Below are 16,453 nucleotides of genomic sequence, written 5' to 3' on the forward strand. Positions count from 1 at the left end.
GACGATAGCATATGGCTGGAAGCAGGAAATGATAGCTGAAAGTTCGAAAAAAATCAGTGAATTGGGACATATTTTGTATGAACGCATCTGTACAATGGGTGAGAATTTTGATAATTTGAGGAAAAGCTTAAAAAGTTCTGTTGATTATTATAATAAAACTGCTAGTTCGCTTGAAGCAAGAGTATTTCCTGTTGCTCGAAAGTTTAATAAGCTTGGTGTACACGCGAAAAATAAGGAGTTAAGCGTTGTAAAAGAACTTGAATTTCTACCACGTACCTTGTATGCTGAGGAGCTAAAAGTGGATTAGGTTTCTTAAGTTTATTTCTGTCATCTAGGCATTACCTCGGCTGCTATTTTCTTCAACTTGCTCTGTAAAAGTTTTTCTTATTTATTCATTGCTAAAGTGGCTTAGCAATTCACATGCAGCAACAGCGACTGCAGTCAAAAACGCTCTTAGTAGTTGTACCTAAAATTCTATCAAGTTTCCCTGTAATAACATTTTTTTATTCTCACCAGTAACTTTTCCGTTCTTCCTAGATCCATCCTATAAGTAATGAAAGACTTTGTCGTTAGTGGCCTTCATTTTAAGGAAATCCTATTTATGTGTTTATGTGTCGTTTCCGTCTATGACTTAAGTACTTAGTGCTTATTAGTTCCTTCTATTGCTGGGCAAGCATATCACTTAACACTTCCTCTTCTATTAATTATTTCCTTCTTCAAAAAAAAAAAGAATTTATGTGCGGCTTAATTAAAGTTCTCAACAATTAATATTTGTAATACAAAGAGATTGATTAACCTCAATAAAGGTCATTTATAACTTCCGTACTAGCTAAACCTATAGGGAATCGTGTAGTTGCTGATTTTGATTTTCCTAATCCTTTAAACTGATTGCTGATAATTCTTTTACTTGATTTAAGAGAAATTTTAACTCAATGTAGGAAAAACTTAAAAGACATGTAACCACCATAATTTTATGTGATTTACAAAAAAGTGTCTTAAGTTTTTTTACTAGATTTTGTTACTGAATCTACAGATTAAAGATGAATTTTAGAGTCAAAGATAGCCTTAATGCTGCAAGCAAGGAAGTTGTTAAAATTTGCCAAGCAATTTTTACATTTGTGATCTGTCTACTTTTGGATAAACTTCATTTGCATTTCCTGTACGCTACTTTCTATTTGTTTTATTTGTTCTATTAACCTTTCTTCTAAATCAAAGTTGCCACTAACCCTTGCCTTAACTTTTTCTTTTTGTAATATACTTAATTCTTTCAGTAATACTATGTTATTCCACACAGTTTCTGCTGATTTTCTCTCGCTTAGTTGACTGTTTAGTACACTAGTTTTTTTTAATATGAACCTTACGACCTCAATATCATTAGACTGCTCAAACTCGTGTAATAAAGCCTCTTTATTAAATTTGCTGTTATTGGTTGCAGTATCAATCATACGCTGTTGTAATCTTCTCATTTTTGTGTTGGTAAATTCAAAGCAAGAAAACTGCTCAAAAAATATAGGATAGCATAAGATCATGGGAAATTCTATTGCTATACGTAGAATTATAGCCTGACTTTGTTCTGCTTCAATTAGCTCTGGAGATTTATTGTGAAGGTACTCGTCTTTTGTTACTCTAATTTTACTACTGAGAGCATGCTTTTTAAAGTTTCTTCTTAATTCATTGCTCTTATTGTAAAAGTAATCTCTATAATATTTTTTGATACTACTGTTAGCTATAGCATTGATATACTTCATGAACTTGTACTCAAGAACTGAGTATTTTTCTGGAGTAAGTTTTTCATCACTTTGTAGACTACTATTGACTATATGACGCCATAGATATTCAGAATGCAATTCTGTTGAATGATCGAGCGCAGAGAGCACTTCTTCTTTTTTATATTTCAGTTCATTGCATATATCATATGGGTCTTTGGTATCTGCTAAAGTCACAAATTTCAATGTATGTCCTGGTTTGAGTATTGACAAAGCAAGTTCTGCTACTCTAGTTTCAGCATTATATCCAGCATTATCACCATCCATACATATGGAGATTTCTTTAGCAAATCTCCATAGGGTTTTTATCTGCTCTGCGGAGATTGCAGTGCCAAGCGGGGCAACTGTATTGCTAATTCCTGCTTGATGCAGTGCTATCACATCAACATACCCTTCAACAACAAATACGTGTTGTTTTTTGAGTATTTCGCTCAAAGCAAAGTTTAATCCATATAAATTTTCTCCTTTCTTAAAAAGCTGACTCTCTGGGCTGTTTAAATATTTTGGCTGCTGCCTAGAACTTAATGCACGTCCACCAAAGCCAATAACTTTGCCTGCGATATTATATATGGGAAATATCAGACGATTACAAAAATAATCACGAAAACTTTTATTTATTAAGCCAATGTCGGTCAAAATTTTGTCTTCAATACCAGAAGAGTTCAAATATTCTTTTAAACCAGAGCTTGGTGCATAACCTATTCTAAATTTATCTATAATTTTAGGTGAAATCTTACGCTGCTTTAGATAAGCTACAATGCCTTTGTTCTTTTGTACAAACCAATTTGTAGCTAAGTCTAGCACTGAAAGCAGTTTATCACTTTTTCTAGACCTAGTAGCACTGAGTTTTTTGGGTAACTCAACGCTTGTAACTAATGCTAACTTTTCTAATGCTTCTTTAAAGCTTAAGCCCTCAGTTTGTGAAATGAACTCAAGTGCATCTCCATGAGCTAAGCAGCCGAAACAATAATATAACCCTTTAGTGTCGCTCACAAAAAAAGATGGGTTTTTTTCGTTATGAAATGGACAGAGCCCAACAAAACTGTTTCCTCTTTTTATTAACCTGACTTTCTTACTTACTATGTTAGATAGCAATGGCCTTGACTTTATAGTATCTATGTGATCCATTCTGTTAAACTAGCAGTAAGATAAGAATTATATAGAATTTATATATATAACTGACTTGAAAATTTATTTCAAATTTAAATACTAATAAAAGATCATGGTCACTAGACGGCTTGACAAAGGAAGCAAAATAAATTACTCGTATTAGATGCCTTTAAGTTATAATTTCTTATATGTCAGATATAATATCGATTGCTTCAGATCATGCTGGTTATGAGTTAAAATCAAAGATAAAACCTTACTTGGAAACCATGGGTTATATAGTCGTAGATCACGGCTGCGCTGCTGGACAAAGTAGTGTAGATTATCCAGATTATGCTATTAAAGTTGTAGAAGATATAACAAACAAAAAGGCAAATTATGGAATACTAATTTGCGGTACAGGTTTAGGCATGAGTACTGTAGCGAACCGTTTTGAAGGAATTTATGCTGCTTTATGTAATAGTGTTGAGATTACAAAATTGGCTCGTGAGCATGGCAACGCAAATATACTGTGTCTTGGTGCAGGGTTTATTACTGATTAGTTAGCAAAAGACATAGTTAAACAATTTCTCGAGACAGAATTTTCTGAAGAGATTAGGCATAAAAAACGTCTTGATAAGCTTAACAGTATCAGTAAGAGAAAAAACACACAGACCTATGATGAAGATGAGATATCAAAGTTCGCTAAAATAGCAAGTGAATGGTGGGATGAGAATGGCAAGTTTAAGCCATTGCACATGATGAATCCTGTGAGAGTGTCTTATATTATTGAGAAGATAAAAGAGTTTAAAAAATGTGACTTAAGTGAAATATCACTTCTTGATGTTGGGTGTGGTGGTGGTATTTTGTCAGAGTCAATGGCACGCGTTGGCATTAACGTTATGGGGATAGATGTATCCGAAGAAAACATAAAAGCAGCACAATCATACACGAAGAAAGTAGGGTCGAATATAGAATATACACATACTAGCATTGAAGAGTTAAGCAGTAACAAAAAATATGATGTAGTTCTGCTTATGGAAGTAGTTGAACATGTAAATAATTTAGATCTTTTTATGAAAAAAGCGATAGAGCTACTAAAACCAGGGGGGTTGATATTTATATCTACAATAAATAGAACTATTAAGTCCTTCTGTTTTGCAATAATTGGTGCAGAGTATATATTGAACTGGCTGCCAAGAGGTACGCATAATTGGAGTAAGTTTCTTAAACCATCAGAAATTGCAAATTATCTAAGAGAAAATAACGTAAAGTTGCAAAGCATGGCTGGTATGGAGTATAATGTGATAAAGCGTGAGTGGAATTTAACTAAAAACGTGGGTGTTAATTATATACTATGTGGTTCCGCAGGCAGTTAGCTTATTGATTTTGCTGCTAGTGTGGATATGACTAAACTTTAAGTGTTGCATAATGAAGCAATTCGAGAATTTTTACATCACTACACCAATATATTATGTAAACGATAAACCACATATTGGTCATGCATATACTTCTCTTTTATGTGATGTGGCAGCAAGATTTGTAAGACTAGCTGGAAAATACGTCAAGTTTACTACCGGTACAGATGAACACGGACAAAAAATTGAAAAAGCAGCTAAAAAACAGGGAATGAAGCCAAAAGAATTTACAGATAAAGTAAGCATTTCATTTAAAAAACTAGCTGAGTTTATAAATTTTCAGTATGATGATTTTATTCGTACCACGGAAAGACGTCATGAGAAAGTAGTTATAGATCTATGGAATAGACTTGAAGAGAGAGGACAAATATACCTAGATTTTTACTCAGGTTGGTATTCAGTGCGTGACGAAGCATTTTATCAAGAATCAGAGCTAATAGATGGTAAAACGCCAACAGGTGCTGAAGTTCAGTGGATAAAAGAAGAGAGTTACTTTTTTCGTCTGTCAGGTTGGCAGAATAAATTATTAGAGTTATATAGAAATCAGCAAAATTTTATCTTTCCTGAGAGCAGGAAAAATGAAGTGGTATCGTTTATAAGATCAGGACTAACTGACCTTTCAATCTCTCGCACTAGCTTTAACTGGGGAATAAAAGTACCAGGTAATGACAAACATGTGATTTACGTCTGGATAGATGCATTAACTAATTACCTTACATCGATAGGGTTTCCTGATATTAAAGGCAGGGAATATGAAAAGTTTTGGGCGAATGATAACTCTTTTAGTGTTCATGTAATCGGCAAGGACATATTGCGTTTTCACGCTGTATATTGGCCAGCAATTCTCCTTGCAGCAGATTTGCCTTTGCCAAAACAAATTGCAGTTCATGGTTGGTGGCTAAATAAGGGAGAGAAAATATCCAAGTCTCTTGGTAATGTTATAGATCCAATTAAGTTGGCTGAAGAGTTTGGTGTTGATCAGCTACGCTATTTTCTTCTTCGGGAAGTAAGCTTCGGTCAAGATGGCAACTTCAATAAGAAAAATATGGTCAATCGAATAAACTCAGAACTGGCAAACAACATAGGCAATTTAGTGCAAAGAACAATTTCGTTTTTATATAAGCAATGTTCGGGAATTGTGCCAACAATCAACCGGAATTTGCTCAAAGACACTGAAGGTTTACCTAATTGCAAGGCTATACTCGATCAAGTAGTGAGTCATCTGTCAAAGTATGAATTTAACCATATCATACTTCTGATTATTAATATCTCATCTGAAGCCAATGCTTATATAGATAAAAGTAAACCCTGGACGCTAAGTAAAACCAACAGAGAGCGCATGAATTTGGTAATCCACAAACTATTAGAGTATATCAGAATAATCGGTATTTTATTGCAACCAATTGTTCCAAAGTCAGCAGAGATAATACTTGACCAATTACAAATTCCAAAAAAACAACGCAATTTTAAATCCTTATGTGGCGCATGCGTAAGCTCAGCTGTACTATTACCTAAGCCTACACCAGTTTTTTTAAGGGTTAACATTTAAGCAAAGAATCATAGTATCCTATGTTATTTTGTTTTAGAACATTGCGATCTGGTTGTACCTTGATTAGCAGCAGATAGTCTAGTGATTTCAACATTATCAAACGGTGCTAACAAAGAAGTAGTAAAATAGTTCGTAAGGTAAATAAGATGTAGCTAAATAAGCACAGATTTTGCTATCTGATAAGCAAGCTAGTTAACTGCACTTACTACTTAGTTTAAATAATCATTAACTTTAGTTGTCTGATTTTTTGGGCTGGAAATCTTAGCTCCTTTTTTTAAATTTTCGCCAGACAGATTATTAGGAATTACAGAATCTAAAAAAACATCTCATTTTTTTCTTTAAATGGACTTCCGGAACATGTACAGATCTGAAACCTCTTCTTGTTTTTCTTTGCATGCTCTTGATGTTTTAGCCCGTCAATATTACCAATAATCTCATTCTTAACCTCTATTGCTTTTTTAAGGTAAAAAATCTCAGCTTATCTTTCAGAAATTTTTTTTTGCTCTTGACCTCCCATTTTGTTTCTTAACTCAGAATTCTTCTGCCGCTTTTTTCTAATACTGAAACTGCAGCAATTGTTTTATTCTTACTAATGGCTACAGTTAAAACCATAATAGCTATAAAAATACAGTGCTACTAATAACAACTGAAGGACTAAACATTTAAAACTGCAATTGGAGTAGAAAATTAACATAAGGAACTGCAGCAAATATTTCTGATATTAATGAGCTAGGGTAGCGAAGCACCACTTAAAAGATAAGGTGCGTTAGTTTTAGCAAACACGCTTTTCATTATATACACCTCGCTAAGATTAATTTATTATTTAAATTCTAGCACAAATAAAAAGACAAATCAACTTTATTAAAAATTAGTAAATTATGGTAAGAATAGGTATTAATAAAAGGCTGCTAATAGCTATGAACTATATCTTTCCATATAATCTTTAAATGCACCTCGATTAGAGTCAAAATATAACTTTATACTGCCAATTGGCCCATTCCTTTGTTTTGCAATGATAAGCTCTGCAATATTTCTAATTTTTTCCATTTTTTCTTGCCACTCTCGATGTTTATTGCTCCCTTCACTTGGCTGCTTTCTCAGTTCATAATATTCTTCTCTATAAAGGAACATTACTATATCTGCATCTTGCTCTATACTTCCTGAATCACGTAAATCAGCGAGTTGTGGTTTTTTATCATCACGTTGTTCAACAGAACGTGAAAGCTGAGATAGTGCGACGATAGGAATATTTAGTTCCTTTGCAATTGCTTTTAAACCCTGAGTTACCTCTGAAATTTCTTGCACTCTATTTTCATTACTTCTTTTTGTTGTTCCTTTAATTAATTGCAGGTAATCAATAAATGCCACTTTTACATTATATAATTGATACAGTAAGCGTATTCTAGTATGAAGAGCACTAATTGATAATGCAGGAGTATCATCTATTATAAAAGATAGTTTAGATAATTTTGTACTGGCATTGATAAATTTATGTAATTCAAAATCACTAATTCTTCCGGTTAGCGCTCTATAATAACTAATTCCTGAGTCTATAGTGATCAATCTCGCAGCTAACTGTTCTGCTGACATTTCAAGCGAAAAAAATACTACATAATGTTGTTTATCTTGTCTTTTCTGTAAAATCTTACAAACATTAAGTGCAATATTTAGTGCTAATGCTGTTTTACCCATAGAAGGCCTTGCAGCTAGAATTAATAGATCAGATTTCTGTAGACCACCAAGAAGCTGGTTTAAATCTTGGAGTCCGGTTGTAACACCAAGCGCTTCTGGATTATTTTTCAGCGTGCTTATTTTTTCAACTACATCTTTAACTGAGCTTGCAAGCTTTATATACGTCTTCTCGCCTTGCTTTTTTACTGCTAAGTTGAACAACTTGGTCATTGCTTGTTCAATTTGCGCCTGTGCAGGGTTTTCGATGTCATAGCTGTAACTATCATCGACTATCTCCTGCCCGAGCTTGATTAAGCATCTCCTTAAGTAAGTATCACGGATTATTCTAGTCAAGCTATAGATATCAAGCGCAATACTCGCCTTCGCTGCGAGCTTTGCAAGATATTCAACCCCACCGCACTTGGTAAATGCTTCGTCGTTCTCAAAAAACATTTTGAGGCTCAGTTCATTAGCAACTATGCCGTGTTTCCTGGTTTTAGATATCTGCGTAAAAATACTTTGATGCAGTGGATCATAGAAATTGTCTGCTGTGATCATATCTTCGACGGCATCACAAATTCTATTATCACGAATCATTGCACCGATGAGCATTTGCTCCGCTTCTAAGGTATGTGGTAATTTGCATATTTCCTTATCTACACTTCTTGAATCGATGAGATTAGCTAATTCATTCATTCTAAATTTTTAGAGTAACTATCGATTATTGTAGAATATTTAGCCCTCATTTGAAAGATGTAAAGGTAAAAAAATTTGACTAATTCCGTGTTGCCTATAGCATTGAAACTTAAGCCCCTGTGGTGGAATGGTAGACACGGCAGACTCAAAATCTGTTGCTCGCAAAAGCATGCTGGTTCAAGTCCGGCCAGGGGCACTCAAATGTTGGAAAGTGCTTATGTTACACAGATTTTTTGATCGCTTATTTTCTATTCTCTCTTCTATGAATGCTATTCAAAAGGTGAAAAAAGATGAAAGTGGAATATGCTATGTAACGGGATTTAGGCGCTATATATCGGTATTGCTTGATTTAATTATTATCGTTTTGTTCTTACAGTTCTGCAGCCTGGCCGCAAATCAGCTTTTTACAAACTCAGAGGACAGAAAAATATTGAGCGAAATAATTGCAAAATATCAGGTGCAAGCGCCGATTTCTGCGGAAGAAAGGGCAACACAGAGCAAACTTGTTAAATTAATGGTTCTAAATCAAATAGTCCAATTTATTATGCTATTTAGCTATGTTGCATATATGTGGACAAGGTTCGCTGCTACGCCTGGAAAACTACTACTTGGGCTCAGAGTTGTGGATGAACAGACTTTTGGAAAAATGACTCTAAAACAAGCAACGAAGAGGGTTTTCTCCTTTATATTGTCAATTGCGCCATTATTCTTGGGCTTTATATGGTCAAATTTCGACAAACGCTGCCAAACTTGGCACGATAAGATCGCAGGTACGGTGGTTGTCACGAGCAAAAGCCTTAGAAGACAGAACGAAAAGACTACTTGACAAATTCTTTCAATCCTTTTACCATGGTATTGAAGCTATTTGTTTAACTTCCCAATTTGTACAGGTAAAATGACAAGAGAACTTGCATTTGGCGTACTATTGTTTAATTTTTCGCACTATGTGTACTGCATGTCTTTTTAAAACTTCGGGTTTTTACCCATACAAGCTGAAACGCGCTTATAAGTCGTTTAAGACATCATCCAACGCCGGATTTTAAAATAGAGAGTGGAATAACTAGCTACCTCGGAGTTTTATTGTCTTTTTCCTCTGTCTGGTAAATTTCTTAAATATTATAGCTTGGACTAGTTGCGTTTAAAAGCAGCTAAATTGCAGCATTTAAGGCATAAAAACACCAATACTGAAAATAAATACCGACCAGGGCTTCTTTTGCTTTTTTTTCTCTATTTGGTAAATTTCTTAACGTTTAAGCTAAAAATCAGATTGCAGGGTCAAGTCTTCCACCCAAATAACCACGCACTCTACCTGCTTGTTTGGATATATTTCTTGCACTAAGGTTTTATAGATCGACATTTGCTTTTTTACTTCACTCAACGAGGAAACAGAAACGTTACGGTGTGATTTATAATCAATTATGATTGATTTATCTTGCGTTATACACAGCCTATCTAGACGTACTAATATCGGCTCTCCATCAATTGTTCCACTCAGTGTAATTTCTGATTTACCTTCTAAATCGAATAGATAATCATATTTTTCATTAAAGGCTAATATTTTATTGTAAATTTCATCTTTATCTTCCTTGGTGTTCATGTTATCGAGATATTTTCTTACCCAATTTTTTCTCCTGTCTTTCTCTATCTTAGGCATATACTGCAATATGCTGTGGATTATTAGACCTCTTGCATAGCCATCTGTTATTCCAGCACTTGTCATCCCAGTGCTCCTTTTTTTGTCATCCCAGTGCTCCGACACTGGCATCCATTCTTTTTTTTCACTGGATTCCAGCATCAAGTGCTGGAATGACAAAGGGAAATGCTGGGATGACACCGGAGGGTGAGTAGTTGAGGCTGGTTCTCCTTCCTTTTTACTGGATCCCAGTGTCGGAGCACTGGGATAACAAGAAAAGGAGGCACTGGGATGGCAGGAGAAGGGGTGCTGGAACGACATAGATAGGTTTGGTGGAGGCGAAATTACTGGAACATCAAAATAATCACGTTTTTTATAAACAGAGGGGTAATTTGCATTTACACACAGTACTTCAACCCTTTCTTTAAATATTGGACATAAATCCGCTTGTTTTTTCTCATATGGTTCCCCGTGCCTAGTAATTATATCATACCAAGAGTTCTTTTGTACTGGCTCTTTACCTAAAATATATAACTCATCTTCAGCACGCGTGAGTGCTACATATAGCAAACGCAAATATTCATTATAATCCTCTAGTTTTTTCTCTCTTTTTACTTGATCGCAATAAGCGTTGTCGTTTTTTCCACACCAAAATGGTGCTTCCATTGCATCAAAAACAATGCTTTCACTGTTTCTTGGCACTGTGTTTGTATCAACCAAAAACACTATAGGAGCTTGTAGACCTTTTGATTTATGAATTGTCATTATTCGTACAGCATTGCGTTCTGATTGCATATCGTTTTTAATCTCCGGATTATTCTCCTTGATCCACTGAACAAATGCTTGAAGAGATGGGTTTTCAAATTGCAGCACAAGGTTCATAAATTCATCTAAGATCTCAAAGCACTCAAGACCTAGCCTTGCAGCAAATTTCTTCTTGCCTATACGCAATACATGCGTGAATAATGTAAGAGAGGACTCTGCGCGGGATAAGTCAATGAGATAATTTAATTCACTATAGATGACCTCACAATAATCCTGAAGTCTTTCCCATAACGACTGTTCTTTACGGTCGTGTGCAATATTGAATAAATCATCCTCAGTGAAATTAAATAGAGGTGATTTTAAAACATTCGCAAGAGCCAAATCGTTTGTCGGCAGGAGTAAAAATTCAGCCAAAGCTATCAAGTCCTGCACAGCTATATAGTCCATGATTCTAAAATAGTCCCGTCCTATAACCGGTACGTTTGCTTTTTTAAGTTCGCTTATTACGTAGTCAACTAACACATTTCTCTGCCGTACCAAGATCATAATGTCCATTGGTTCTATATGGCGGTCTTTGGCGACTAAAATTCGCCCTTCATTTAACCAATTGTGAACTTTGTGGGCTATTGCCTGAGCGAGCAACCGCTCTGCTATTACATGATCTTTTCTCTGTGCTAAATGAATTTGTAAGGCTTGCTGCTTTTCCTCTTTACATCTTGGTAGTAATGGCCAAATTTCAAGGTATCCTTGATCGTTTTCTCTATGAGGAATATGTTTTATTTCACTATCGACAAAAGAGATCTCTTCACGAAAGTTGTTAAATAATCTGTCTACAAGTGCTAAAATGTGCGGAGTAGAACGAAATGATTTTTCAAGTTGACATGATATCCAGTCTCTGCCGCCGGTTTTTGTGTGAAAGTATTGTTGCATGTAGTTAAATAGGTGAGGATTTGCTCCTTGGAATCTGTAAATAGATTGTTTTACGTCACCAACAACAAACAAGGTTCGCTTTTCATCACCACCAGTAAAAAATTCATCACAGAGATTTGTTATAATTTTCCATTGACTGATGCTATTGTCTTGCGCCTCATCAACGAGGATATGGTCTATTTTTTGATCCAGGTTAAACAATACCCAATCTTTATAATCTGGATTGCCGAGAAGACTCGTTGCTAAATGGATTATATCATTGTAGTCAAGCAGTGCATTCTTTGATTTTTCACTATTATATAAATCAGCATACACTTTAAATATTTTGAGTAAACTACTGTTTCTCTTGAATATTTGATAAGAATTCACATCTCTCACATGAGTAAATACTACATTTTGGATATTTTCTATGATCTGTTCTGCGTCTCCGAATTTTTCCAAAGTACCCTTTGTTATGATGGACGATATGCTTTTTTTTTCGTGCGATTCTGATTTTAGAAATACTTTGATTAGGTTTTCTATATTGGTGTCATCCAAGTAGCTGACGCTGGGATCCATATTTCTTTTTTTCTGGCTTCCAGCGTCACGCGCTGGAATGACAGATGGTTTACACCAATCATAGAGCATTGTACTGTAACTTTGATCTCTTTTGCTGCCCTCACTTAGTATTTCAGCCAATTTTTCCACGTGCTCAATCGTTTCACTCTGTAACCCATGAATTTCATCTGGGGCACTCAGTTTATCCTTGATATACTCCAAATCATCTGCTGATAACGGTCTTTTTACACATAAAGTATAAAGCAGGTCGCGTAGTTTATTTTCATCAACCTCGGCTGCGATAAGGTTAATATCATCCTGCACAGTTTCGTTATGAAGCGTTTTGTCAAATACGATGGAATGTAACTCTTTGCATTCGCTCAGCGTACAATTTGGAGCGATGCCAGCCTCCACAGGGAAGCTAGAAATTAATTTGTAACAAAAAGCATGTATGGTCTGGATAGTTAAACCCAGATTTTCCAGTTCAGAGAAAAGCCTTCTTGCTTGACCTTCGTTTTCTCTAGATCCCAGTGTTGTGCTACTTGGATGACAAAAAGACGGACTTTGGGACGACATCGAAGAGAAACCCAATTGCTCTAAGTCCGCCACCAGCACACTTCTTGAGCATATTGCCCACTTACTGAGTGTACTGTGAATGCGACTTTCCATCTCGTTTGCTGCAGCATTGGTAAATGTTAAGCAGAGAATATTTCTTTTGTTTTCCAATAAAAGTCTTAATACTCTATCTATTAAGATTTTGGTTTTGCCTGTGCCAGCAGACGCGTTTACCCACACAGAGAGGCTAGGATTTATTGCATTTAATCTCATCAAAAATGTAAAAATCGTATAAAATTTGACTAAAATGGCATTATAAAATATAATATGAAAGTAGTATTAGTGAAGATATACAAATGAAAAGTTTCTGTGTAAAGGCTCCTGCAAAAGTTAACCTTTTTTTGCATGTTGTAGGCAAAGAAGAAATAGGGTATCACTTAATTGAAGGCTTATTCGTTTTTGCTGGTATTTTCAATTTCTTGGAAATAAAGGTAGGTGAAAAGGATTTCAGATACGACAACTCTATAGTTGAATTTGTAAATTCCGAACTTAGAATAAATAACAGGTACAACACCGTAATGAGAGCAGTTAACCTATTGCTTAGATATGCTCCTGCGCGAACTAAAGTCATTGTAAAGGTTGTGAAAAATATACCAATTGCTGCGGGTTTAGGTAGTGGCTCCTCAGATGCTGGGGCTATAATACGTACACTAGGGAAACTGTGGAAAATTGATAGATCAATCTTAAATGAAATAGCTTTAAGCGTTGGTGCTGATGTTCCTGCGAGTATAGATAGTAAGCCAGTTTTGGTTAGAGGTATTGGTGAAGAGTTGCGTCCCATAAAAAAATTCTCTCTACCCACAAATATAGTACTGGTGAGGCCGAAAAAAAAGTTTTTGAGCACACCAGAGGTATTTTCTAAATATAAAGGGAATTTTTCAAAACCAATTGAATGGAGTGATGATGCTGAGGAGGATCTGCTGAAGCTTCTCAAAGAGACGAAAAACGATCTTCAAGAGATAGCAGTAAGTCTTGTACCTGAAATTGAAGATGTGATACTAGCACTAGAGTCAAAAAAGGGCTCTATACTGTCTCGCATGTCAGGCAGCGGTGTAGCGTGTTTTGGGATATTCGATAATGAAGAGAATGCAAAAGCTGCTGCAGCGAATATCAGAGAAAAGCAGCCAGAATGGTGGGTATTTGACACTCAATTAATAACTTGATTTATGGACATAATTCCTTTTGTTTCTACGAATAAAAACTTTATAGGCAGTTACGGGAAAGGAAAATTTTTGGTGAATGATCAAGAATATCATGGCTCAATTATAATTTTTCCTGAGAAGGTGATTGAACTAAAAGAAAGTGATATAAATATTAAGGAGCATTTTAAATCTTTTTTAACAGAGGAAATAGAAATTTTGTTGATAGGTACCGGTAAAACACGCAATGCATTAGATTCCTCAGTGAAATCCTATCTCATGGAACAAAAAGGTTTAAGTTTTGAATTTATGACAACGGGTTCTGCATGCAGAACCCGCAATGTTCTGATATCCGAAGACAGGTTTGTTGTCACTTACTTAAGGGCCATATAGCATGCTTGAGATGTTTACACAGGACTTTTTCATCAACAGCCTGATTGCAATAGTTATAATTGGCCTCGTAACAGGTGCACTGGGGTCATTTATGATATGGCAGAGATTATCGTATCTGGGTGATAGCTTGTCTCATTCTTCGTTGCTTGGCGTTGCACTGGCTTTAATTTTTAAGACTACTCCCTCAATCAGCATAATGTTTATAGCAATTGCTTTTGCAATACTGCTTTCCCTTAATTTTGATAGGTTGTATTCTGTTGATACGATATTAAATATCGTCACTAACGTAGTTTTATCATCAAGTTTAATACTGATGTCCTTTCTTCCATCGAGAAATAGCAGCATTATTAGCTCGCTATTTGGCGACATATTAACACTGGAGCAGAGTGACATAGTATTGATTTTTTTAACTTCAGTAGTGGTTGGTTTGATATTAGCATTTAGATGGCGCTACTGGCTAATAATTTCCATCAACCAAGATTTGGCAATCGTTGAAAAGGTTAACGTGAATTTGGTCAGGCTAGAATTTTTAATTACTCTTGCCATATTTATAGCAGTTTCTGCTCAATTAATAGGAATATTGCTCATTGCTGCATTTTTGTTAATACCGGCTGCATCTGCAAGGCTTATCTCAAAAACTCCAATGCAGATGATTATCATTGCAACGGTTTTTTCTGTGATCTCTGGAATATCAGGCCTTATATTATCTGCAAGTTTCGACTTACTAACAGGACCTGCAATTATACTTATTGCAGCTGCATACTTAATTATCGCTTATTTTATGAAGTTGATATTAAATAGATTGGCTTAACTTCGCTCTAGGTGTTAATAGTCTAATCATATATAATCAAATGAGATGATATAGAGCGCATGAAAGTTACACCATCTAAGATCAAAAAATTCCTAGAGAAACCTGATACTTTAAGGGGTGTGTTAATCCATGGAAGCGATAATAGTAGAATTGATTTTTTCGTACAGGAGATAATTGCTAGTTTAGATGAGTATTCAGTTCAGGTGATGGACTTTGCAACAGTGAATAAGTCACCTGGTTTATTATTTTCTGAGTTAGCAAACGTTTCGATGTTTGCTAACAAGAAATTAGTTAAGCTGATAAATGTAAGTGGGAGTATATCTAAAGAGTTAAAAAACGTATTGGATTATAATACAAATGATCATTACGTAATGATGATAGCAAATGATCTACCATATAGTTCTGCAACTAAAAGTTATATGGAAAGCTCAAAAATTTTTGGCGTAATTGCTTGCTATAAAGATAGCAGTAGTAATCTCTACGACATTGTATCCAGTTACTTGAAACAAAATGACATAAAATACACAAACGAGGTAATCTACCATTTGCAATCTTACTTTAATCATAGCAAGCTGCCTATATACTCAGAACTTGAGAAATTAGTTTTGTACCTAGGAGAGAGAAAGGATCTCAAACCTGCAGATATAGAACTGTGCCTTTCAGCTTCTAACAATGATTATGTTACACTTGATAACCTGTGCTCTGCTATAGCAAATAAAGACATGGCAAATTTCATCAAAATTTCCGATACACTGATATTACAGGAAAATTTTTCACCGATAGCGTTAATTCGTATTATATCAAATTATTTCCTGCGCCTTGAAAACGTTTTACTGTTAATACAAAGTGGAATGAGCGAACAGGCTGCAATTGATCAGCTGAGTCCCCCATTGTTCTTCAAGCAGTTGCAAAGTTTCAAGCTTCATTTGAAAAATTTTCAACTTTTAGAACTCAGAAGGATCTTAGAAAGGTTGATAAGATTAGAGGTCATCTGTAAAAGAACTGATTTAGATCATAAAATGATCTTTCAACATGCACTGCAAATGGCTAACACTTGAGATATTAGAGCTAAACTGTGGGGGTTGCTCACAGCTGTACGAACATTGCAATTAGCAGGTAATTTGCGTAACAGATGGTGCCATCCCAGTGCTCCGACACTGGGATGGCTTTGTTGCATGGCAACTAAAAAACCTAGTGGTTACTGACGAAATTCATTATAAAGTGGCTATTTAACTACCGAAGAAAGAATATGCCACAGAAAATGAGAGTCAGTAACTAAAAAGAATATAACAAATTTCTCCAGGAAAGAGGAAATATTTTTCACCACATTAATGAGGCTATCGAAAATTGGTACGGTAGTAATCCAAAAGTACAAGGTGGTAACTACATTTATAGCGATAAAGTCGTGATTTCAGTGCATATAATCGCCAATCTTTTTAGAATC

General features: G+C 35.3%; 10 protein-coding genes, 1 tRNA gene and 2 pseudogenes. 10 read left to right on the forward strand and 3 right to left on the reverse strand.

Annotated features, from left to right (window positions below):
• On the forward strand, positions 1-307 hold a 307-nt coding region (rmuC, locus tag GO685_RS00295), incomplete at its 5' end, for a DNA recombination protein RmuC (protein WP_175937055.1).
• A gap of 820 nt (positions 308-1,127) precedes the next feature.
• Here the strand turns inward: rmuC and dnaG are convergent.
• A complete protein-coding gene (dnaG, locus tag GO685_RS00300) occupies positions 1,128-2,894 on the reverse strand; it encodes a DNA primase (RefSeq protein WP_175937056.1) in 1,767 nt (588 codons plus the stop codon).
• Positions 2,895-3,064: 170 nt separating this feature from the next.
• Between dnaG and ubiG the strand changes: the two are divergent.
• Both ubiG and metG read left to right on the forward strand, forming a co-directional pair.
• Positions 3,065-4,231, forward strand: a pseudogene (gene ubiG / locus GO685_RS00305) (bifunctional 2-polyprenyl-6-hydroxyphenol methylase/3-demethylubiquinol 3-O-methyltransferase UbiG).
• A gap of 52 nt (positions 4,232-4,283) precedes the next feature.
• Entirely contained in the window at positions 4,284-5,819 is a 1,536-nt protein-coding gene (gene metG / locus GO685_RS00310) for a methionine--tRNA ligase (protein ID WP_175818340.1), read from the forward strand.
• A 915-nt stretch (positions 5,820-6,734) separates the two neighbouring features.
• On the opposite strand, the gene GO685_RS00315 is transcribed toward metG, so the two are convergent.
• The gene (locus GO685_RS00315) at positions 6,735-8,186 is read right to left on the reverse strand and encodes a replicative DNA helicase (protein ID WP_175937057.1); all 1,452 of its coding nucleotides are present in this window, start codon (positions 8,184-8,186) and stop codon (positions 6,735-6,737) included.
• Positions 8,187-8,299: 113 nt separating this feature from the next.
• Here GO685_RS00315 and GO685_RS00320 point away from each other — a divergent pair.
• Together GO685_RS00320 and GO685_RS00325 are read left to right on the forward strand one after the other, a co-directional pair.
• Positions 8,300-8,382 (forward strand) — tRNA-Leu (locus tag GO685_RS00320).
• A gap of 21 nt (positions 8,383-8,403) precedes the next feature.
• Positions 8,404-9,012, forward strand: coding sequence for an RDD family protein (locus GO685_RS00325; protein WP_175937058.1), 609 nt, complete (start codon positions 8,404-8,406; stop codon positions 9,010-9,012).
• A 429-nt stretch (positions 9,013-9,441) separates the two neighbouring features.
• Here GO685_RS00325 and GO685_RS00330 read toward each other — a convergent pair whose 3' ends face one another.
• Entirely contained in the window at positions 9,442-12,879 is a 3,438-nt protein-coding gene (locus GO685_RS00330) for a UvrD-helicase domain-containing protein (protein ID WP_175937063.1), read from the reverse strand.
• Between the two features lie 83 nt (positions 12,880-12,962).
• Between GO685_RS00330 and GO685_RS00335 the strand changes: the two genes are divergently transcribed.
• The 5 genes and pseudogenes from GO685_RS00335 to GO685_RS05905 form a co-directional block, all read left to right on the forward strand.
• Positions 12,963-13,829 carry a 4-(cytidine 5'-diphospho)-2-C-methyl-D-erythritol kinase gene (locus GO685_RS00335; protein ID WP_175937059.1) on the forward strand — a complete coding sequence of 289 codons (867 nt, stop codon included), beginning with the start codon at positions 12,963-12,965 and terminating at the stop codon, positions 13,827-13,829.
• Between the two features lie 3 nt (positions 13,830-13,832).
• Positions 13,833-14,198 carry an Mth938-like domain-containing protein gene (locus GO685_RS00340; protein ID WP_175937060.1) on the forward strand — a complete coding sequence of 122 codons (366 nt, stop codon included), beginning with the start codon at positions 13,833-13,835 and terminating at the stop codon, positions 14,196-14,198.
• 1 nt (position 14,199) lies between these two features.
• The gene (locus GO685_RS00345; protein WP_175937061.1) at positions 14,200-15,009 is read left to right on the forward strand and encodes a metal ABC transporter permease; all 810 of its coding nucleotides are present in this window, start codon (positions 14,200-14,202) and stop codon (positions 15,007-15,009) included.
• Between the two features lie 59 nt (positions 15,010-15,068).
• Positions 15,069-16,067, forward strand: a complete 999-nt coding sequence (gene holA, locus GO685_RS00350) for a DNA polymerase III subunit delta (RefSeq protein ID WP_175937062.1) — start codon at positions 15,069-15,071, stop codon at positions 16,065-16,067.
• A 191-nt stretch (positions 16,068-16,258) separates the two neighbouring features.
• Positions 16,259-16,453, forward strand: a pseudogene (locus GO685_RS05905) (IS5 family transposase); the annotation flags it as partial.

Source organism: Wolbachia endosymbiont of Madathamugadia hiepei, from assembly GCF_013366855.1.
Classification (GTDB): domain Bacteria; phylum Pseudomonadota; class Alphaproteobacteria; order Rickettsiales; family Anaplasmataceae; genus Wolbachia.